Source organism: Roseibium marinum, from assembly GCF_002906165.1.
Classification (GTDB): Bacteria; Pseudomonadota; Alphaproteobacteria; order Rhizobiales; family Stappiaceae; genus Roseibium; species Roseibium marinum.
This window is the reverse complement of the sequence record NZ_PPCN01000002.1, coordinates 421333-439183: the sequence shown is the minus strand read 5'-3', so window position 1 is coordinate 439183 and position 17851 is coordinate 421333. Positions and strand designations below refer to the sequence as shown.

Annotated in this window: 19 protein-coding genes; 8 read left to right on the top strand and 11 right to left on the bottom strand. The window is 61.9% G+C overall.

The features are described from left to right. Window positions 1-36 precede the first annotated feature (36 nt). The gene (locus CLV41_RS08995) at window positions 37-1140 is read left to right on the top strand and encodes a citrate synthase/methylcitrate synthase (RefSeq protein ID WP_170107152.1); all 1104 of its coding nucleotides are present in this window, start codon (window positions 37-39) and stop codon (window positions 1138-1140) included. Window positions 1141-1255: 115 nt separating this feature from the next. Here the strand turns inward: CLV41_RS08995 and CLV41_RS08990 are convergent, their stop codons facing one another. Next, a complete protein-coding gene (locus CLV41_RS08990; RefSeq protein ID WP_103221962.1) occupies window positions 1256-1999 on the bottom strand; it encodes a tellurite resistance TerB family protein in 744 nt (247 codons plus the stop codon). 115 nt (window positions 2000-2114) lie between these two features. Continuing rightward, the gene (locus CLV41_RS08985; RefSeq protein WP_068408625.1) at window positions 2115-2588 is read right to left on the bottom strand and encodes an Lrp/AsnC family transcriptional regulator; all 474 of its coding nucleotides are present in this window, start codon (window positions 2586-2588) and stop codon (window positions 2115-2117) included. Window positions 2589-2716: 128 nt separating this feature from the next. Between CLV41_RS08985 and hppD the strand changes: the two genes are divergently transcribed. Beyond that, window positions 2717-3829, top strand: coding sequence for a 4-hydroxyphenylpyruvate dioxygenase (hppD, locus tag CLV41_RS08980; protein ID WP_103221961.1), 1113 nt, complete (start codon window positions 2717-2719; stop codon window positions 3827-3829). A 525-nt stretch (window positions 3830-4354) separates the two neighbouring features. On the opposite strand, the gene gshB is transcribed toward hppD, so the two are convergent. The 3 genes from gshB to rsmI form a co-directional block, all read right to left on the bottom strand. Further along, entirely contained in the window at window positions 4355-5299 is a 945-nt protein-coding gene (gene gshB, locus CLV41_RS08975; RefSeq protein WP_103221960.1) for a glutathione synthase, read from the bottom strand. Between the two features lie 183 nt (window positions 5300-5482). Next, entirely contained in the window at window positions 5483-5872 is a 390-nt protein-coding gene (locus CLV41_RS08970) for a YraN family protein (protein ID WP_103221959.1), read from the bottom strand. Next, the gene (gene rsmI / locus CLV41_RS08965) at window positions 5873-6787 is read right to left on the bottom strand and encodes a 16S rRNA (cytidine(1402)-2'-O)-methyltransferase (protein WP_103221958.1); all 915 of its coding nucleotides are present in this window, start codon (window positions 6785-6787) and stop codon (window positions 5873-5875) included. A gap of 268 nt (window positions 6788-7055) precedes the next feature. Between rsmI and CLV41_RS08960 the strand changes: the two genes are divergently transcribed. Continuing rightward, complete coding sequence (locus tag CLV41_RS08960) at window positions 7056-8267, top strand: penicillin-binding protein activator (RefSeq protein ID WP_103221957.1); 1212 nt, start codon at window positions 7056-7058, stop codon at window positions 8265-8267. 34 nt (window positions 8268-8301) lie between these two features. Further along, complete coding sequence (gene coaBC / locus CLV41_RS08955) at window positions 8302-9525, top strand: bifunctional phosphopantothenoylcysteine decarboxylase/phosphopantothenate--cysteine ligase CoaBC (protein ID WP_103221956.1); 1224 nt, start codon at window positions 8302-8304, stop codon at window positions 9523-9525. A gap of 112 nt (window positions 9526-9637) precedes the next feature. Here coaBC and CLV41_RS08950 read toward each other — a convergent pair whose 3' ends face one another. From CLV41_RS08950 to CLV41_RS08940, 3 genes are all read right to left on the bottom strand, one after another. After that, window positions 9638-10423, bottom strand: coding sequence for a dioxygenase family protein (locus CLV41_RS08950; protein ID WP_103221955.1), 786 nt, complete (start codon window positions 10421-10423; stop codon window positions 9638-9640). A gap of 175 nt (window positions 10424-10598) precedes the next feature. Continuing rightward, window positions 10599-11180, bottom strand: a complete 582-nt coding sequence (locus CLV41_RS08945; RefSeq protein WP_103221954.1) for an OmpA family protein — start codon at window positions 11178-11180, stop codon at window positions 10599-10601. Between the two features lie 22 nt (window positions 11181-11202). After that, a complete protein-coding gene (locus CLV41_RS08940; protein ID WP_208987385.1) occupies window positions 11203-11619 on the bottom strand; it encodes a hypothetical protein in 417 nt (138 codons plus the stop codon). 194 nt (window positions 11620-11813) lie between these two features. On the opposite strand from CLV41_RS08940, the gene dut reads away from it, so the two are divergent. From dut to cysK, 3 genes are all read left to right on the top strand, one after another. Continuing rightward, window positions 11814-12263, top strand: coding sequence for a dUTP diphosphatase (gene dut / locus CLV41_RS08935; protein ID WP_103221953.1), 450 nt, complete (start codon window positions 11814-11816; stop codon window positions 12261-12263). Between the two features lie 17 nt (window positions 12264-12280). Next, window positions 12281-12940, top strand: coding sequence for an HAD family hydrolase (locus tag CLV41_RS08930; RefSeq protein WP_103221952.1), 660 nt, complete (start codon window positions 12281-12283; stop codon window positions 12938-12940). Between the two features lie 157 nt (window positions 12941-13097). After that, window positions 13098-14057: a cysteine synthase A gene (gene cysK / locus CLV41_RS08925; protein ID WP_103221951.1), complete on the top strand. Its 960-nt coding sequence runs from the start codon at window positions 13098-13100 to the stop codon at window positions 14055-14057. Between the two features lie 167 nt (window positions 14058-14224). Here cysK and CLV41_RS08920 read toward each other — a convergent pair whose 3' ends face one another. After that, window positions 14225-15172 (bottom strand): homocysteine S-methyltransferase family protein, encoded by a 948-nt coding sequence (locus CLV41_RS08920; RefSeq protein ID WP_103221950.1) that lies wholly within the window; start codon window positions 15170-15172, stop codon window positions 14225-14227. Between the two features lie 518 nt (window positions 15173-15690). Between CLV41_RS08920 and CLV41_RS08910 the strand changes: the two genes are divergently transcribed. Next, the gene (locus CLV41_RS08910; protein WP_103221948.1) at window positions 15691-16305 is read left to right on the top strand and encodes a TetR/AcrR family transcriptional regulator; all 615 of its coding nucleotides are present in this window, start codon (window positions 15691-15693) and stop codon (window positions 16303-16305) included. Window positions 16306-16393: 88 nt separating this feature from the next. Here the strand turns inward: CLV41_RS08910 and CLV41_RS08905 are convergent, their stop codons facing one another. Both CLV41_RS08905 and CLV41_RS08900 read right to left on the bottom strand, forming a co-directional pair. Beyond that, a complete protein-coding gene (locus tag CLV41_RS08905) occupies window positions 16394-17365 on the bottom strand; it encodes an agmatinase (protein WP_103221947.1) in 972 nt (323 codons plus the stop codon). Between the two features lie 120 nt (window positions 17366-17485). Then, window positions 17486-17725, bottom strand: a complete 240-nt coding sequence (locus CLV41_RS08900) for a BrnA antitoxin family protein (protein ID WP_103221946.1) — start codon at window positions 17723-17725, stop codon at window positions 17486-17488. Window positions 17726-17851 lie beyond the last annotated feature (126 nt).

Sequence of the window (17851 nt, the reverse complement as noted above, 5' to 3'; positions counted from 1 at the left end):
TCTCCCTATCTGGCGCAAACAAATAAGGAGATGACCATGACCGAAGCGCCGAATCCCGCCCGCATGACCCCGGATCCGACCGCCGGACTGGAGGGCGTCGTCGCCGCCAGTACGAAACTCAGCCATGTAGACGGCCAGAACGGCGTTCTGATCCTGCGCGGCAAGACAATTGAGGATCTTGCCGGGCAAATGCCGTTCGAGCCGGCGGTTCAGCATCTGTGGCATGATTTCGACCTTCCCGGCGGCCCCCCTCTGCGCATGGCGTTCGGAAAGGCCCGCATCGCCGCATTCGCGGTCGTGCCCCTGCTTGAAAATGCCCCGAAGGAGCTATCGGTCTTCGAGCGCATGCAGCTCGGACTGGCGGCCCTGCCGCTCAAAAGCGGTCTGGCCGATGCGGTCGCCATCACCGGCGCCCTGCCCGTGTTTCTGGCGGCGTCGCACAGGATCGCGTCGGGACTGTCCCCTATCGCGCCGGACAGTACGCTGAATACGGCCACGGACCTGTTGCGGATGCTGACGGGCACGCTGCCGCCGGAAGGCCATGCGGATGCGCTGAACCGCTATCTGGTGACCATTCTCGATCACGGGCTGAACGCCTCCACCTTCACCGCCCGGGTCATCGGCTCCACACAGGCGGACCTGAAGCAGGCGGTTCTCGGCGCCATGGGCGCCTTGAGCGGCCCGTTGCACGGCGGCGCGCCAGGTCCGGTGCTGGACATGATCGACGCGATCGGCCAACCGGCAAACGCGGAAGCCTGGATCGGGGAAGCGCTTGCCCGAAAGGAACGGCTGATGGGGTTCGGTCACCGGATCTACCGGACGCGCGATCCGCGCGCAGATGTCCTGAAGGCGGGGCTGAAGCTGATCGGAGCGGAAAATCCCAAAGTAAAACTGGCGGAAGACATCGAAGCCGCGGCGCTGGCCGCCCTGAAACGGGCCAAGCCGGACCGGCCACTGGAAACGAATGTGGAGTTCTATACAGCCGTCCTTCTGGATGCGATCGGCATCGACCGGACCCTGTTCACCCCGCTGTTCGCGGTCGGGCGCACGCCCGGCTGGTGCGCCCATGTTCTGGAACAGCAACAGACAGGCAAGCTGATCCGGCCGTCATCGCTGTATGTGGGGCCGGAAGCGGAGTGAGGAGGCTGCTTCGCCTCAAGCACACTTAGGTTGGCATAGCTCCGAGATACCGGATTCCGGCGCGGTCCCGGCTCAAGGCCGGGACGGCATCGGATGATTTATCCGCTCGAAAAGCCTATTCCGCGACTTCCGCTTCGCGCACGGCGAATTCGATCTCTTCCACCAATCCGGCATCCAGCTCCAGCCGGGCGGCCAGCATCTGCAGATAGGCCTTTTCGGCCGGATGATCCGGATCGATGGCGAGGCGGGAGGCGGCATAGAGTTCCGCCGCCGTTTCCTGGCAGGTGGCACTGGCGACGACCTTGTCGAGGTCGAGCGGCGAGCGCAGTTCGTCCATCAGGAAAGCCTTGGCCTCGCTGTCGAGACCGGCCTCGTCGATCTTGGAGAAAATCCGGTCCTGTTCCTCCCGGTCGATATGACCGTCCGCCTTGGCGGCGGAGATCATCGCCGTCAGGAGTGCCACAGCCACCTGGTTTTCACCGCCCGGCTGTTCGCGCGGATCGAAAGCGGTGCCGCGCGCGTCCTCCACCGGGATCGGCGCGTCGGCCGGATATTGCGGGCGCGGCGCGTTCTGCTGGTTGGCCTTGTGGCCCTGATAGGCCTTGTAGGCGAGACCTGCCACCAGGGCGAGACCGCCATAGGTGACCGCCTTCTTGCCGATTTTCCGGCCCGACTTTGTGCCGAGCATCAGTCCGGCGAGACTGCCGAGCGCCAGTCCCCCGCCTTGCGACGACAGGAAGTCCTTGCCCTGGGAGAGAAGGTCTCCGGACCCTCCGCGCTGAGAACCGCCCCGGCCGCCGGACTGGTCTGAAGCCTGGCCGCCCAGAAACTGATCCAGCAAGGATTTTGCGTCGAACATGAGTGTCTCCCTGAAATAACCCCGAAGGGGGTGAATGTCTGTCGTCCTATCAAATGGGATTTTCTGCAAATCGCGCAAGTTCACAATACAAATCGCCATAAACCGGCCGCGCGGATCATCTGCGGGCAAGCGGCAGCAGGTTGTCGTCCTTCAACGTTTCCATGGCAATTGACGACCGCACGTGATGGACGGCTTCCTGGGGCAGCAGGTCGTCGTTGATGATGCGGCTGAGGGCCTTCAGGTCCGGCACGACGATCTTCAGCATGTAGTCGACGTCGCCCGTCAGGGTGTGCGCTTCCTGGACTTCCGGCATGGCCTTGACCATGTCCCTGAACTTGCCGGCGTTTTCCTTGCTGTGCGCACCGAGCGTCACGCCGACATAGGCCGTGACATTCAGCCCGAGGGCCTCCGGATCGAGCGCCGCCCGGTAACGGCGGATGATCCCCGCCTCCTCAAGCTTCTGACGACGGCGGGACACCTGACTGGCGGAGAGCCGGATCACATCGCCGAGCTCGGCATTGGTGAGCGCGGCGTTTTCCTGCAGGGCAGTCAGAAGTTTCACGTCATAAACGTCCAACGCAATTGTCATGCATGTCTCATTGGTTTTTTACACATTTCGCGCAACATCTTACGCAATTTCACGTGCTTTGCACACCTGCTGCGCGTCTTTGGCGGCATATTTGTCCCAATACTCGAACACACAGAGGAGAGCTCGCCTTGGGACCGTTTCCGCACGACGCACCGGTTGCGAAAATCACCGAAGACAATCCTGCCGGCACGGACGGGTTCGAATTCGTCGAATTCGCCCATCCGGAGCCTGAAAAGCTGGACGCGCTGTTTCGAAAGATGGGCTATGAGCCGGTCGCGAAGCACAGGACGAAGAACATCACACTTTATCGTCAGGGCGACATCACCTATGTGCTGAACGCGGAAGCAGGCAGCCACGGGATGAATTTCGTCGATACGCACGGTCCCTGCGCACCGGCCATGGCCTGGCGGGTGGTCGACGCTCAAAAGACTTTCGAGCACGCCGTTTCAAAGGGCGCGACACCCTATGAAGGCGACGACAAGACCCTGGACGTCCCGGCAATTGTCGGGATCGGCGGCTCGTTGCTCTATTTCATCGACACCTATGGCGAAAAAGGCTCGGCCTATTCGAAGGACTTCGACTGGCTGGGCGAGGTCGATCCGAAACCGAAGGGCGTCGGCTTCTATTATCTCGACCATCTGACCCACAACGTCTTTCGCGGCAACATGGACAAGTGGTGGGATTTCTACCGCGATCTCTTCAATTTCAAGCAGATCCACTATTTCGACATCGACGGGCGCATCACCGGTCTCGTCAGCAGGGCGATCACCAGCCCGTGCGGCAAGATCCGCATTCCGCTGAACGAATCCAAGGACGACACCAGCCAGATCGAGGAATATCTGAAGAAATACAACGGCGAAGGCATCCAGCATATCGCCGTCGGCACGGACGACATTTACGGCAGCACGGACAGGCTGGCCGAGAACGAGTTGAGGTTCATGCCCGGTCCGCCGGACACTTATTACGAGATGTCCCACGAGCGGGTCATCGGCCATGACGAACCGATCGAGCGCATGAAACGCCACGGCATCCTGATCGACGGCGAGGGCGTTGTCGACGGCGGCATGACCAAGATCCTCCTGCAGATTTTCTCCAGGACGGTCATCGGGCCGATCTTCTTTGAATTCATTCAGAGAAAAGGCGACGAGGGCTTCGGCGAAGGCAATTTCCGCGCGTTGTTCGAATCCATCGAGGAAGACCAGATCCGCCGCGGCGTAATCAAGACGGAAGCGGCTGAGTAGGGGCGGTTGTTCTCCTCTCAGGTGTCATCAACTCTGTTGAGTGAACTGAGAAGCTGAGTACCACCACCCTCGGCTGTCACCCCGGCCAAGCGCAGCGCTGAGCCGGGGCCCACTCGTTCGCAGAGGCTCTGTTGGATGTCTCCAAGGCCGCTTCACACACAGCCCACGGGGACAAACATACGGCGCGCAGCCCGGAGCGGGTAGCGACCGCCGATGAACAATAGCCCTTGCTTCAGCAAGCGGCACCGCGAGTGGGCCGCGGGTCTCCGCTTCGCTGCGCCCGGGGTGACACCCGCTGCAAGGGAGCGTTGCCAAATCAAGAACGTAACCGCCCGGGCTTCCACAGAAGACCGGGAAGCCTCCTCCGGATACCGTTGACCCGATTGCAGCAGCAGCCCACGGCTGTCATCCTCGGCTTGACCGGGGATGATCTTGGGTAAAAAGGCTACACGGGCTCTTGTTGAGCAATGCCACCTGTGTCTGACACGTCGCTGTGTCCACGCGGAAGCTCGTGCCCTCTGCGGCTCAGCCCTTCACCTTCGCTTCCAGCACGTCCCACACCATTGCCGCCACGTCCGGACCGCCGAGTTTGCGGATGGCGCGGATGCCGGTGGGGGCGGTGACGTTGATTTCGGTGAGCCAGCCGTCGATCACGTCGATGCCGACCAGGATGAGGCCTTTTTCGCGCAAGGAAGGGCCGAGGCGGGCGCAGATGTCGCGCTCGCGGTCGGTCAGGTCGCTGTCGGTGGGGGCGCCGCCGCGCACCATGTTGGAGCGCAGGTCGCCGGCCGCCGGCACCCGGTTGACCGCGCCGGCGAATTCGCCGTCGACCAGCAGGATGCGCTTGTCGCCATGCTTCACATTGGGCAGGAACTGCTGGATGACCCAGGGCTCGCGGAAGGTGGCGGCGAAGAAATCATACAGCGAACCGTAGTTGAGATCGTCCCTCGTGAGGCGGAAAACCGCCGCGCCGCCGTGGCCGAAAAGCGGCTTCATGACGATGTCGCCGTATTCCTCGCGGAACAGATCGATCTCCGTCTTGTCCCGGGTAATCAGGGTCGGCGGCATCAGGTCGGCGAATTCGGTGACGAACAGCTTTTCCGGCGCGTTGCGGACTTCCATCGGGTCGTTGACCACCAGTGTGTCCGGGTGGATCTTCTGGAGCAGGTGCGTCGCGGCGATATAGGCAAGATCGAAGGGCGGGTCCTGGCGCATCAGCACCACGTCCATCTCGCGCATGTTGAAGCGCGACTCCTCGCCGAAAGTGAAGTGGCTGCCTTTTTCATCGCGCACCTTCACCGGTTCCATCGTGCAGAACACCTCGTTGCCGCGCATGGCGAGCCGGTCGGGCGTATAATGATACAGCTCGTGGCCCCGCGCCTGTGCTTCCAACATCAGCGCGAAGGCGCTGTCGCCTGCAATGTTGATGGTCGAGATATGGTCCATCTGGACCGCAACTTTCAAAGCCATGGGGCAACTCCCGGCGGGGGCGCGGATTTTGCGCCAAGGAATACAAGAACGGTTGGTCCAGATATGCGGTGCGGGGTCGGCTTTGTCCAGTGGGACACGGGGCTGCTCCCATACACGGCGTCATCGCCGACTTGATCGGGGATGACTTCGGCAGGAGGTGAGGGCGGAGTGGAAAAGGAACGTCTATTCCCAGGCCTCGAAGGCATTCTCGATCCGCTCAGGCAGGGCCCAGGGGCGAATCACGATCACGTCGAAGCGGAGGGTGAAGAAACCGGCTTTCGGATGTTCGGCAACGAATATCCTGGCGGCTCTGGAAATACGCTTCTGGCTTGCCGGCGTCACCGCCTCGAACGCCGCCCGGCGGGTCTTCCTGGCCTTGACCTCGACAAAGACGACGGTTTTCCGGCGTTTGGCGATCAGGTCGATTTCGCCCGCCTTCGTCTTGTAGCGGCGTTTGAGGATCCGCCAGCCGGTCAGGCGCAGATACCAGGCCGCGAAGGTTTCGGCGGACAGGCCGAGCGCGTGGGCACGGCGGCGTTGTTCGGTGTCCGGGCCGCCGCGTCCGCGCGCCATTCAGGCGTCCCCCGATTTCAGGTCCAGCGCCCGTTTATAAACCTCGTTGCGGTCAAGTCCGGTTGCCTTGGCAACCTTCTTGGCGGCCGTGCTGACCGGCATGTCCTCAAGCGCTTCCAGGAGCAGCGCATCCAGATCGGCGCCTTCGTCTTCCGGCTTTTCTTCCGCCGGGCCGACCAGAATGACGATCTCGCCCTTGACCTGCCGGTCCGCAAAGCGTTCCGCCAGTTCGGCAAGGGTGCCGCGCTCGAAGGTTTCAAAGCGCTTGGTCACCTCCCGCGCCACCACCGCGTCGCGTTCCCCGCCCAGGGTTTCGGCCATCAGGGCAAGGGTCGCGCCGGTGCGGTGGGGGGATTCAAAGAAGATCAGTGTTGCCGGAACCCGGGCAAGCTCCGCCAGGCGCTTGCTTTTCGGCCCGCCTTTTTGCGGCAGGAAGCCGGCAAAGAGAACGGTGTCACTCGGCAGGCCGGAAGCGACCAGCCCGGCGAGCGGGGCAGAGGCTCCCGGAACGGGAATGACGTTGTAACCTTCCGCCACCACGTCGCGGACAAGCCGGTAGCCCGGATCGGAGACCAGCGGCGTGCCCGCATCGGAAACGAGGGCGACGGCCCGTCCGGCCTGAAGCTCCGCCAGGATCCTCGGCCGCTGCCTGTCGGCATTGTGCTCGTGATAGGCAAGAAGCGGCGTCTTGAGACCGAATTTCCGCGTCAGCGTGGCGGTCACTCTTGTATCTTCGCAGGCGATGACGCTGCTGGCAGCCAGTGTCTCCAGCGCCCGCACCGTGATGTCGCCGAGGTTGCCGATCGGGGTGGAGACGATGTAGAGCCCCGGCTCCAGATTGGGCGCGGAAAAGGCGTGTTCGGAGAGGCTGTAGCGGTTCTTGTCCGCCGCCGGCGGGGGACTGTCGGTTCCCATCGGGCGTCCTTTCACGCTGGTCCGGATCTCCGGCCATCCTGCGCAAGCCCTGACGGCAAGGCGACCTGAACAGCGACTGCGGCAACCGGCGAATCCGGTCTCCGGGTTACGGATTTCTTCCTTGCGCTACCTGCTGGGCGCAACCGATGCAAGGCAAATCCACTGTTGATCAGGCGGATACGGCATTGAAACACCGCTAAAACTGGACATGCCTGCAGTGAATACGTAAGTCTTCTGGTAAGGGTGACGACGGAACAGGGCAAGTGGAATGCGGGTCAAAAACGTGCATCGGAGCAGACGGTTGGTTTTGAAATCGGTGCTGGCGGGCGCCAGTGCATTGCTGCTTGCCGGATGCATGGGCTCAACTCTCGGCTCGCTGCCGGGCGACCAGGTGCAGCCGGGCGCCCAGCCGCAGGTCACCGGCGAGGTGATCGGCACAGGCAGTGTCCGCGTCGGATTGCTGCTGCCGCTGTCGAGCAATGGCGGCAACGCTTCCATCGGAACGGTTTTCAAGAATGCCGCCACGCTGGCGCTGCAGAATTTCCCGAGCGCCGATGTCCAGCTGCTGGTGAAAGACACCAACGGCACCGCCGAGGGCGGCCGGGCCGCAGCGCAGGCGGCAATTTCGGAGGGCGCGGAACTGATCCTCGGCCCCGTGTTCGCCCCCGCCGTTTCCGGCGCCGCCACCGCAGCGCGCGCGACGGGCGTGCCGGTGATCGCCTTTTCGACGGACACATCCGTCGCCGCGAGGGGTGTCTATCTACTGAGCTTCCTGCCGGAGAGCGACGTCAAGCGCACGATCAGCTATGCCAACAGCCAGCAGAAGAGCTCCTATGCCGCGCTCATTCCCGAAGGGTCCTACGGCGCTGTCGTGGAGGCCGCGTTCCGCCAGGAAGTCGGGCAGGGAGGTGGCCGCATCGCCACCATCCAGCGTTACAAGCTGAACGGCACCGATACGTCCGATCTGATCGCCAAGACACAGGCGCTGCAGCCGGTAATGAACAACATCGACGCCCTGTTCGTGCCGGCAGCCGGCGGCGTTCCGGGGCTTGTCGTGCAGACGCTGGTCAGCCAGAACGCCAATCTTGGCCGGGTCAAGCTGCTGGGTTCGGGCCAATGGGACACCGCGCAGGAGAAAAGCAATCCTGTGCTGGCCGGTGCCTGGTTCGCCGGTCCGGAGGACAAGAGCTTTCAGGCGTTCGCCCAGCGCTACCAGAGCGCCTATGGATCGGTGCCGCCGCGCAATGCCAGTCTCGTCTATGACGGTGTGACACTCGCCGCGGGCCTGATCCGCTCCGCCGGGCAGCAGCGCTTTCAGCAGAGCATCCTGACCAACCGTGACGGTTTCATCGGCATTGACGGATTGTTCCGCTTCCAATCCAATGGCCTCAACCAGCGCGGCCTTGCGGTCTACCAGATCACCGGCAGCGGCGCGCAGGTGATCTCCCCGGCACCGAGGGATTTCCGGTCCGGGTTCTGACTTTAACCGCCATCACCGGGAGTATGGGGTCAAGATGCTGAGCGGCAAACAGATCGTGCTGATCATCAGCGGCGGTATCGCGGCCTACAAGTCCCTCGATTTGATCCGGAGGCTGAAGGAACGCGGCGCCCGTGTCATTCCGGTCATGACCGGTGGCGCGCAGGAATTCATCACCCCCCTGGCCGTCGGCGCGCTGGCGGCGGAGAAGGTGTTCACCGGTCTGTTCGACCGGGAAGCCGAGCATGATGTCGGCCATATCCGCCTGGCGCGGGATCACGACCTGATCCTGGTTGCCCCGGCGACGGCGAACCTGATGGCCAAGGTTGCCCATGGCATCGTCGACGATCTGGCGACAGCGGTGCTGCTTGCGACGGACAAGCCGGTTCTGGCTGCCCCCGCCATGAACCCGAAAATGTGGCAGAACCCGGCAACCCGGCACAATCTGGCGGTTCTTGAAGACCGCGGCATCCGCTTTTGCGGGCCTGCCGCAGGCGAGATGGCGGAAAAGGGCGAGGCCGGAACCGGCCGGATGAGCGAACCGCTGGAGATCGTGGCCGCCGTACAGGACGTGCTGCGCGACAAGGACCTGGAAGCCGGGCGTCTGCCGCTTGCCGGAAAACATGTGCTGATCACGTCCGGCCCGACCCACGAGCCGATCGATCCGGTGCGGTATATCGCCAACCGGTCTTCCGGCAAGCAGGGACACGCCCTGGCGGCGGCAGCTTATGCGGCCGGCGCGCGGGTGACACTGGTGTCAGGACCGGTCACTCTGCCCGCCCCGGCCAATGTGGCTGTGATCCAGGTGGAATCGGCCACCGAGATGCTGAAAGCGGTGGAGGCCGCGCTGCCGGCGGATATCGCCATCATGGCCGCTGCCGTCGCAGACTGGCGCATGGCGAGCGAAGGCACGCAGAAGATCAAGAAGGATGGCAGCGGCAGACCACCGGCGCTGGAGCTCACGGAAAATCCGGACATCCTGGCCACCATCGGCCATCACAAAAGCCTGCGGCCGAAGCTGCTGATCGGATTTGCCGCCGAAACAACCGATCTGGTCGACAACGCCCGCGGCAAGCTGGAGCGCAAGAACGCCGACTGGATAATTGCCAACGACGTCAGCCCGGCAACCGGCATCATGGGCGGGGATGCCAACACAGTCCGCCTTGTCAGCCGCAGCGGCGTCGAGGACTGGCCGCAAATGTCCAAGGCGGACGTTGCGCGGCGGATCATCGCCCGGGCGGCGGAGGTGCTGAAGACCTGAAGAAGGTTGGTGGCCTGTCTTGAAGGACGGGCGGCAAACCCGGGACAAGCGGCTCATGCTTCGAGACAGCGCTTGCGCGCTTCCTCAGCATGAGGGTGGAGGACGGTAACGGCTACACCGAACTTCCGAAATCGAAATAGCTCATGCTGATCGTGCCGTATTCGTAGCTGCGGTGCAGAAGGTCCGGTTTCGCATCCGGTCCGCCCGCCCCGAAGGCGAAGAAGAGGGGCAGGAGGTGTTCCTCGGTCGGGTGGTTGCGCCGGAAATCCGGTCCGGAGTCGAAGTCGCTGATGCTGTCGATCGAACCCGACTGCAGCCCCTCGTCCAGCCAGCCATCGAATTTTGTCGCCCAGTCCGGCACCGCCGAGCCATGCGGCTGGATCTCTCCGAGATTGTGGGTCGTGCTGCCTGAACCGACAATCAGGACACCCTGGTCCTTCAGGGGAGCAAGGCTCTGCCCGAGGGCGAATAGCGTTGATGGAATGCTGTCGCGGGGAAGCGACAGGGCGCTCACCGGGATATCGGCCGCCGGGTAGGCGAGCGAAAGAGGCACCCAGGCGCCGTGATCCAGACCCCAGCTGTTGTCCGGCTCGAAGTCATGGCCCCCGGCTTTCAGCAGGTGCGCGACCTCGCCGACCTGAGCCTCGCCGGCCACGGCAGGATAGGAAATCTCGTAAAGGGCTCGAGGAAAGCCGCGGAAGTCGTGATAGGTGCGCAAGGGACCCGGCGCGGAGAGCTTCAGCCCGTCCGTTTCCCAATGCGGAGAGAGAATGAGGATCGCCTTCGGTGGTGGACGGCCGGCGGCAAAGGACTTCAGGAACCGGCTCGCCGCCGTATCTTCAAGTGCCAGTGTCGGCGCGCCGTGAGCGAAAAACACCGCGCCGCCACCGGATTGCATGTCTGTCACTGTGCCACTCCCTGGATCTCCATTTCTTCGTCGTTTGAAGATAGAGACTTCAGAGGTTCCCGGTAGATGTCATTCCGGAGATTATTTGTTCCGGATTTTTGAACAATCGACCGGGAAACACTTGCTTCGTTCAGGCTTTTTACGGCCCGACCCTGACTTTGGCCGTTTATTTGTAGCCCAGGTTGATCAACTGGACGCGCCGGTTGACTGCCGCGTCCGGCTTGGACGGATCGCGAAGCTGTTCCTCGCCAAGACCGACGGCGAACAGATACTGGCCCGGCACCTGGAAGGTCGTGACCAGCGCCTCACGCACCGCTTGCGCGCGTTTGATGGAGAGGTCCAGGTTATATTGGCGCGGGCCCTTGGCGTCGGTGTGACCGACGATAACGAAGGTCTGACCCTGCAGATACGGCGTGTGAAGCGCATCGGCGATCAATCCGACCGTCTCGTATGAATCCGGGCGGATACGGTCGGAATCGAATTCGAAGGTGATCTCGACGTTGAACTGGCGCAAGGTCGCCAACTTGGCCGACAGAGGCATGTCGTGCGGAGAATTGGCTCCGGGATATTTCCGGATGTTCTCGATCGCCGCCTTCTGCATCTGGTCGGCGGTCAGGTCCACTTCCTGCTGCGCCCCTTGCAGGGAGTTGATGATTTCATTGCGGTTCAGTTTGGTTTGTGCGGCAGCGCCGACGCTGGAAACAGCGAGAATTGCCGCCGAAAGACCGGCCAGAAGATATGTTTTCATAAGAATTCTCCAAAAACCGGTGTTAGCGGTAACCGGCCAGATCAATGGCGGTGTTGCATTTCGCGCTGACGGAAGGTTGGGCTTTCAACAGGCAGCGAAGAATATGTCCCGCGCCTTCCTTGACGCCCTTGCAGTATTGCGCCGAGTCACGGCTGCAGATCTGCGCGACCGATGCCTGGGCAGCCAGCCGTTCCCGAATCAGCGAAAGAACGGTCACCCGGTCGGCATTGCATTTCGCCGAGACTTTCGCCTTGTTCTTTTCAAGACAATTGGTGATCCCGTTGTTGGCAAGAGAAGCCGACTTGCAGTAGGTCTCGATGTCCTTGCCGCAGCTCGCGCCCAGCATCTTGATAGCTTCGGCGAAGCCGACGGTCTGTGCGACGGCCGGCGCCGATGCAAGCATCGCAAAGGCCGTAATCGCAAATATCAATTGTCTCATATTGCTTGTCTCCCAAATCGGCCCGAGGCCGTGGCACCATCGTTATGCGCCGGAGTGTTTCAGGAGAACGCCGCGACCGCAAGTAGGTGCTGCCATTTCCTCTGCCGGGATACTTGCTGCAATTGCCGCCCGGTTCTTGACAGGAAGCGCCGAATATCGTCACTCAGCCGGGACCTCACAGCCGGAAACCGACGATGCAAATTTCCCTGGAACTGAAGCGCCTTGACCACGGCAGGGATCTCCCGCTTCCCGCCTATCAGTCCGATCTGGCCGCGGGGCTCGATCTCCTCGCCGCTGTCGGCGAATCGCTGGTTCTTGCGCCGGGAACGAGAGCGCTGATCCCCACCGGGCTTGCCATGGCCCTGCCGACCGGTTTCGAGGCGCAGGTCCGGCCGCGCTCCGGCCTTGCCGCCAAACATGGCGTCACGGTTCTGAACACACCCGGCACGATCGACGCGGATTATCGCGGCGAGGTGAAGGTCATCCTGATCAATCACGGTGACGCGCCATTCGAAATCAGCCGCGGCGACCGGATTGCCCAGATGGTGATCGCGCCCGTGCTCCAGGCGCAAATTCTGGAAGTCACCGAGTTGACGGACACGACGCGCGGGGCCGGCGGGTTTGGCTCGACCGGCAGAAGCTGAACCGCCGGGGACCTCTGATGAAACCAGGCCTTGTCATTTTCGATTGCGACGGCGTTCTCGTCGATACCGAACGCATGGCGAACCGAACCATGGCCGCCATTGTCACCGACCTCGGCTATCCGATGACCGGACCGCAATGCCAGCAGCAGTTCATGGGCCGGACACTGGAAAACGTGCAGGAGCTTGTCGAGGAACTGACCGGCAGGACCTTGCCGCCAGACTGGCCGGATCAGGTGCGCGACCGGGATCTGGAAGCCTTCAAGGCCGGCGTGGATGCCATTGACGGCATCGAGGCGGTTCTGGACGATCTGAATCGACGCGAGGTGCCCTATTGCGTTGCCTCTTCCGGCAAATACCGGAAAATGCACACGACGCTCGGCAGCTCCGGTCTCTTGCCGCGGCTGAGCGACAGATTGTTTTCGGCGGAAGACTGCGAAAAAGGCAAACCGGCCCCGGATGTCTTTCTTCTTGCCGCCCGGACAATGGGCCACCGGCCGGAAAGCTGTGCCGTCGTCGAGGACAGTGTGCCGGGCGTTCTGGCCGCCAGGGCGGCGGGCATGCGCGCCTTCGCCTTTGTCGAGGACCCGGCCTGCGACCGGGACGCGATGCGCGCAGCGGGCGCGGTGCTTTTCGAGGCCATGGCGGAGCTTCCGGACCTGCTGTTTTCCAAAACATGAGCTTTTCGGGGAAAAAGGTTTTACCGGCGTGGCGGTAAAGGCATCTCACACCCCTTAAAACTTTCCAATGGCCGTATTATCTTAGCCCACCAACCAATCAGGATTGCACGGCTTTCCTGTGCTGCCAATGCCAACAGGTTGCTTCAGGGAGACATCGATGACCATCAAGACCAGCGGCCGGGGAAAAATCTATTCCTCCATCACGGATACCATCGGCGACACACCGATCGTCAGACTGGACCGTCTCGCGAAGACCCATGGCGTCAAGGGTAACCTGCTGGCCAAGCTGGAGTTCTTCAATCCGATCTCCAGCGTCAAGGACCGTATCGGTGTCGCAATGGTCGAGGCGATGGAAGCCGACGGCAGGATCGTGCCCGGCAAGACTACGCTGGTGGAGCCGACATCCGGTAATACCGGCATTGCACTAGCCTTTGTTGCCGCCGCCAAGGGCTACCGGCTGATCCTGGTGATGCCGGAGACCATGTCCGTCGAGCGCCGCAAGATGTTCAAGATCATGGGTGCGGAACTGGAGTTGACCGAAGGCCCGAAAGGCATGAAGGGCGCGATCGCCCGCGCCGAAGAGCTGCTGGGCGAGATCGAGGGCTCGGTAATGCCGCAGCAGTTCGAAAATCCGGCCAACCCGGAAGTTCACCGTAATACCACGGCGGAAGAAATCTGGAACGACACGGACGGCAAGGTGGATGTCTTCGTTTCCGGCATCGGCACCGGCGGCACCATCACCGGGGTTTCCCAGGTGCTCAAGACGCGCAATCCCGATGTGCATGTGGTTGCGGTAGAACCGGCGGACAGCCCGATCCTGTCCGGCGGCCAACCGGGTCCGCACAAGATCCAGGGCATTGGCGCGGGCTTCATCCCGGCCATTCTGGACACGTCCGTCTACGATGAAGTGCAGACCGTTGCCAACGAGGACGCCTTTGCGTTGGCGCGCGAGATCGCCAGGACCGAGGGCGTGCCGGTCGGTATATCCTCCGGCGCCGCCCTGAGCGCCGCCATCCGGGTCGGTCAGCGGGACGAGATGGCGGGCAAGAACATCGTCGTGATCATCCCGTCCTTTGCCGAACGTTACCTGTCGACTGCGCTGTTCGAAGGCCTGTAGAGCATGTCGCGTTAAATCGAATTCAGAAAACCGCCCGAACGCATTTGCCACGCAAACGCCGCCTCGGGCGTCTTCCTGAAACCATGAATCTGCTTAAACGTGACACGCTCCAGGACCCGGCCCAATAAATCGGGCTGAAATGACGCGCAGGGTGCCGACGGTCATGGTCATGCCGGCACCGGCTGGGGCAGGTGCCGCGCGATTTCCTCCAGATGGACGTGACCGGTTCCGCAGCAGCCTCCCCAGATGTCCATATGCGGATGGCGCCTGAAGACATCGGCCATCAGCCGGCCGAGCTCTTCCGGGTCGCCTTCCTCCAGATGGCCGAGCTTGCAAAGCGCGATCTTGTCCATCTTCGCGGCGTTCGGCCGGATGGAGCGAAGGCGGGAGGTCCAGTTCCAATCCTCGAGCGCCGGTTCGAATTCCTGGGGGTGGGAACAATTGAGGGAGTAGAACGCGGGATAACCGTTTGTGGCTTCGTCGACGATTGCGATCGCCCTCGACAAAGGAAACCCGGATTTGAGGCGGTGCGTGCTGTCGAGAGAAAAGGACACCGCGACCGGCAGGTTCAACCGGCGGGCCGCCCGGACGACACCGATCGCCTCCGCCGGATTGTTGAAGGTCAGCGCCCAGACAAGATCCACTCCGGCCCGTGCGAGGGTTTCGATCTGCACCGAATGATACTCCTCGGCAGACTCCTCCGTGACCGACATGTTCAGCCCGTAGGCGTCGCCGCGCGGTCCGACATATCCGCTAAACAGCATTGACGGTATATCCGCTTCATATTCGGCGGCCACATCCTTCAGAAACTGGATCGATCGCAGGTTCGCCTCGGCCAGCGCACTCGCGGAATAGCCGAGCTTTGCACCCCAGTCCGGGCTCGCCCGGTAGTCGAAACCGCCGATAAGGGCCGAATGGCCGTATCTCGCCACGACATCGAGATAGCGCCGGTACATACCGCGGATGACATCCGCGGACTTCCGCTTTTCAAGCAGCGGAAACATTGCGAATTCCGGGAGCTCGAAGCCCCATTTGTACATGATTTCGGTCTCTGTACCGCCCTCGGTCAGGTAGTATCTGCCGGGGATCGGCGACGGAAAAGTCTTGCCGCTCATGGTTTTAGTCCTCATGGAAGTTGAAAATAGACAGGGAATGTGCGTCCGGCCGCAGGCCGAGGTCGCGCAGAAGGTGCGGGTCGAGCCCTTGCAGACTGCCCTTCACAGGGCGGGATCGAGGTTTCTTCCTGAAAAAACGGCCAATCCCGGCGACGAAACCGAAGCCGGGACAGAGCCGCGCAGGGCGGGGAAATATTGTCATCTTGAAATCACCAGCAAAAATGTTCTTGCGAAGGAACGGAAGTTCCCGTTTACGCCGTCATAGATGGAGGAAGGCGGCGTCCGGCGATAGAAGACCCGTGGTCAAGTTTCCGGATTGCGCAAATTGTCTATTATTATCAGATATTTATGGATCCAGCCGGGAATAAGGTCCGGCCGGGTCGTCCCGCGACTTGACCGCCGGTACAGTGGTCATGCCCCGCGCCGGACGCTAAGCCGCCTTGACGTGCTGCGGTCACGGCGCACAATTGTGCGGTTATGGAACGAGAATTGAAAAATGAAGTGGTTCGAGGCGGAAGATGGCCAAGGCGCAGTCGAAACGTGAGCTTATCCTCGATATTGCCGAGGCGAGCGTTCTATCGAAAGGCTTCGGTGGAACCTCCATCGACGAAATCATTTCCGCGGCGGACATCACCAAGAGCGGATTTTTCTACCATTTCAGGGACAAGAACCAGCTCGCCAGGGCACTGCTGCAAAGATATCTCGATACCGAAAACGCGATCCTGGACGATATTTTCGACCGCGCCCGCGACCTGCACGGGGATCCGCTGCATTCCTTCCTGATCGGACTGAAACTGTTCGCGGAACTGATGGAAGACCTGCCGAACGGTCACCCAGGCTGTCTTGTGGCAACGGTTGCCTATTCGGAACGCATGTTCGACCAGGAGGTGCGCGACCTGAATCGACAGGCTATTCTGACCTGGCGGGAACGCTTTCTCGGAGTGTTGAAGGAAATCGCCGCCATTTATCCGCCCCGGGACGACGTGGACCTTATGACGGTTGCGGACATGATCACCGGGACCGTCGAGGGTGGCATCGTCCTGTCCCGTGCGGTCGGGGAGACCGCCGTTCTCCCGCAACAGATCGTTCTTCTGCGGTCCTACATCAGGCTCCTCTTTTCACCTGCTCTTTGACGCCCGCCCTTTGGTTCCTCCCAGGGCCCGGATCATGAATACCGGTCCTTTACCGAGCAGCCGGATCATCGTAGGGGCCACCACCCGGTTATCCTTCCCGGTGGTGCAGGATCCTGCCGATGGTGTTCATGAGAAGCTGCGCGGCAAGGGTGCTGGTGGAGCCGGTCGGATCGTAGTCCGGTGCGACCTCCACCAGATCCAGGCCCGCGATGGTCCCGCGTCTGGCCAGCCCGTCGATCAGTTCAAGCACCTCGTAATACAGGAACCCGCCATGACTGGGGGTTCCCGTGCCCGGCGCGATGGAAGGATCGAAGGCGTCGATATCGATGGTCAAGTAGTAACGGGCGCCTTCCGGAATACGGGCCAGCATCCCTTCGACCCCGAGCTTGCGCACATGGCGCACGGACTGGATGTCGGACCCCATGCGGCGGGCATCCTCATAGCCTTCCCGCGCCGTTGACGAGACGTTGCGGATGCCGATCTGGGAAAGTCCGGTCACATAGGGTTTTTCCGCCGCGCGGCGCATGGGATTGCCGTGGCCGTAACGGACCCCGTGGCGTTCGTCGACAAAGTCCAGATGCGCATCGATCTGCACCACATGCACGGGTTCCTGCCCGTCGAAGGCGTTGATGCAGGGAATGTTCACCGAGTGATCGCCACCCAGGACCACCGGCAGGGCGCCAGCTTCCAGGATCTTGCGCACACCGAATTCGATCCGCTTGTGGCTTTCCATTGTGTCGGTGTGGACGATATCCGCGTCGCCGATATCGACAATGCGCGTCGTTTCCGCCGGCAGATAGGTGATGTCATCCTCGAAATCATAGGCGCCGCCATGGCCGAAGGAAAACAGCGTCGAGGCTTCGCGGATGGCGCGCGGACCCATGCGGGCGCCGGAGCGCCACTGGGTGCCCATATCGAAAGGTGCACCCATGACGGCGACATCCGCGTCGATGGCATCCCAATCCGGCTGATAAGGGTATTTTCCGAAAGTGCAGATACCGACAAAAGGCAGATTCAGCCGCCCGCCTTCATAGCCGTGTGACGCCCCGTCCGATGACATACCACGCACTCTCCTGATCTGATCCGAAGCGCCACTACAACACCGATCAGGAGCCCGGGAAAGTATCTGCGCCGTTCAATGCGGCGCGGGTGCCGCATGCCTGTTCATTGCAAACCACCCCTAGCTCAGACCTGCGGCTTTTCTGAGCGCTGCGTTGATACGGTCCTGCCAGCCGGGGCCGTCCTCCTGAAAGTGCGCCAGAACATCACGGTCTAGGCGCACGGACACCGTTTCCTTGCCCACGGGCACCGCCGTTCTGCCGGACTTGGGCGCCTCTTCGACCGGTTTTGTCGTTGCCGACTTGAACAGGGACTCCGCCCTTTCAATGGCGCTGGTATGTCGGCGGGGCGGTTGAGCCATGTTGTGATTCCAATGTTTGAGTATGTGGCGCCCAGCATAGCCGGAAAACACAAAGATACAGACTCTAAATTGTGTTTTCTGGCTGTCGTTACCTTGCTGATCGCAAGGTCAAAGGCCTGGCGGGCA

Excerpts from the sequence above, each read along its gene's own strand:
- CLV41_RS08995 (WP_170107152.1), top strand. The coding sequence starts at position 37 with ATGACCGAAGCGCCGAATCCCGCCCGCATGACCCCGGATCCGACCGCC.
- CLV41_RS08990 (WP_103221962.1), bottom strand. The coding sequence starts at position 1,999 with ATGTTCGACGCAAAATCCTTGCTGGATCAGTTTCTGGGCGGCCAGGCT.
- CLV41_RS08985 (WP_068408625.1), bottom strand. The coding sequence starts at position 2,588 with ATGACAATTGCGTTGGACGTTTATGACGTGAAACTTCTGACTGCCCTG.
- gshB (WP_103221960.1), bottom strand. The coding sequence starts at position 5,299 with ATGGCTTTGAAAGTTGCGGTCCAGATGGACCATATCTCGACCATCAAC.
- CLV41_RS08970 (WP_103221959.1), bottom strand. The coding sequence starts at position 5,872 with ATGGCGCGCGGACGCGGCGGCCCGGACACCGAACAACGCCGCCGTGCC.
- rsmI (WP_103221958.1), bottom strand. The coding sequence starts at position 6,787 with ATGGGAACCGACAGTCCCCCGCCGGCGGCGGACAAGAACCGCTACAGC.
- CLV41_RS08960 (WP_103221957.1), top strand. The coding sequence starts at position 7,056 with ATGCGGGTCAAAAACGTGCATCGGAGCAGACGGTTGGTTTTGAAATCG.
- coaBC (WP_103221956.1), top strand. The coding sequence starts at position 8,302 with ATGCTGAGCGGCAAACAGATCGTGCTGATCATCAGCGGCGGTATCGCG.
- CLV41_RS08950 (WP_103221955.1), bottom strand. The coding sequence starts at position 10,423 with ATGCAATCCGGTGGCGGCGCGGTGTTTTTCGCTCACGGCGCGCCGACA.
- CLV41_RS08945 (WP_103221954.1), bottom strand. The coding sequence starts at position 11,180 with ATGAAAACATATCTTCTGGCCGGTCTTTCGGCGGCAATTCTCGCTGTT.
- CLV41_RS08940 (WP_208987385.1), bottom strand. The coding sequence starts at position 11,619 with ATGAGACAATTGATATTTGCGATTACGGCCTTTGCGATGCTTGCATCG.
- dut (WP_103221953.1), top strand. The coding sequence starts at position 11,814 with ATGCAAATTTCCCTGGAACTGAAGCGCCTTGACCACGGCAGGGATCTC.
- CLV41_RS08930 (WP_103221952.1), top strand. The coding sequence starts at position 12,281 with ATGAAACCAGGCCTTGTCATTTTCGATTGCGACGGCGTTCTCGTCGAT.
- cysK (WP_103221951.1), top strand. The coding sequence starts at position 13,098 with ATGACCATCAAGACCAGCGGCCGGGGAAAAATCTATTCCTCCATCACG.
- CLV41_RS08920 (WP_103221950.1), bottom strand. The coding sequence starts at position 15,172 with ATGAGCGGCAAGACTTTTCCGTCGCCGATCCCCGGCAGATACTACCTG.
- CLV41_RS08910 (WP_103221948.1), top strand. The coding sequence starts at position 15,691 with ATGGCCAAGGCGCAGTCGAAACGTGAGCTTATCCTCGATATTGCCGAG.
- CLV41_RS08905 (WP_103221947.1), bottom strand. The coding sequence starts at position 17,365 with ATGTCATCGGACGGGGCGTCACACGGCTATGAAGGCGGGCGGCTGAAT.
- CLV41_RS08900 (WP_103221946.1), bottom strand. The coding sequence starts at position 17,725 with ATGGCTCAACCGCCCCGCCGACATACCAGCGCCATTGAAAGGGCGGAG.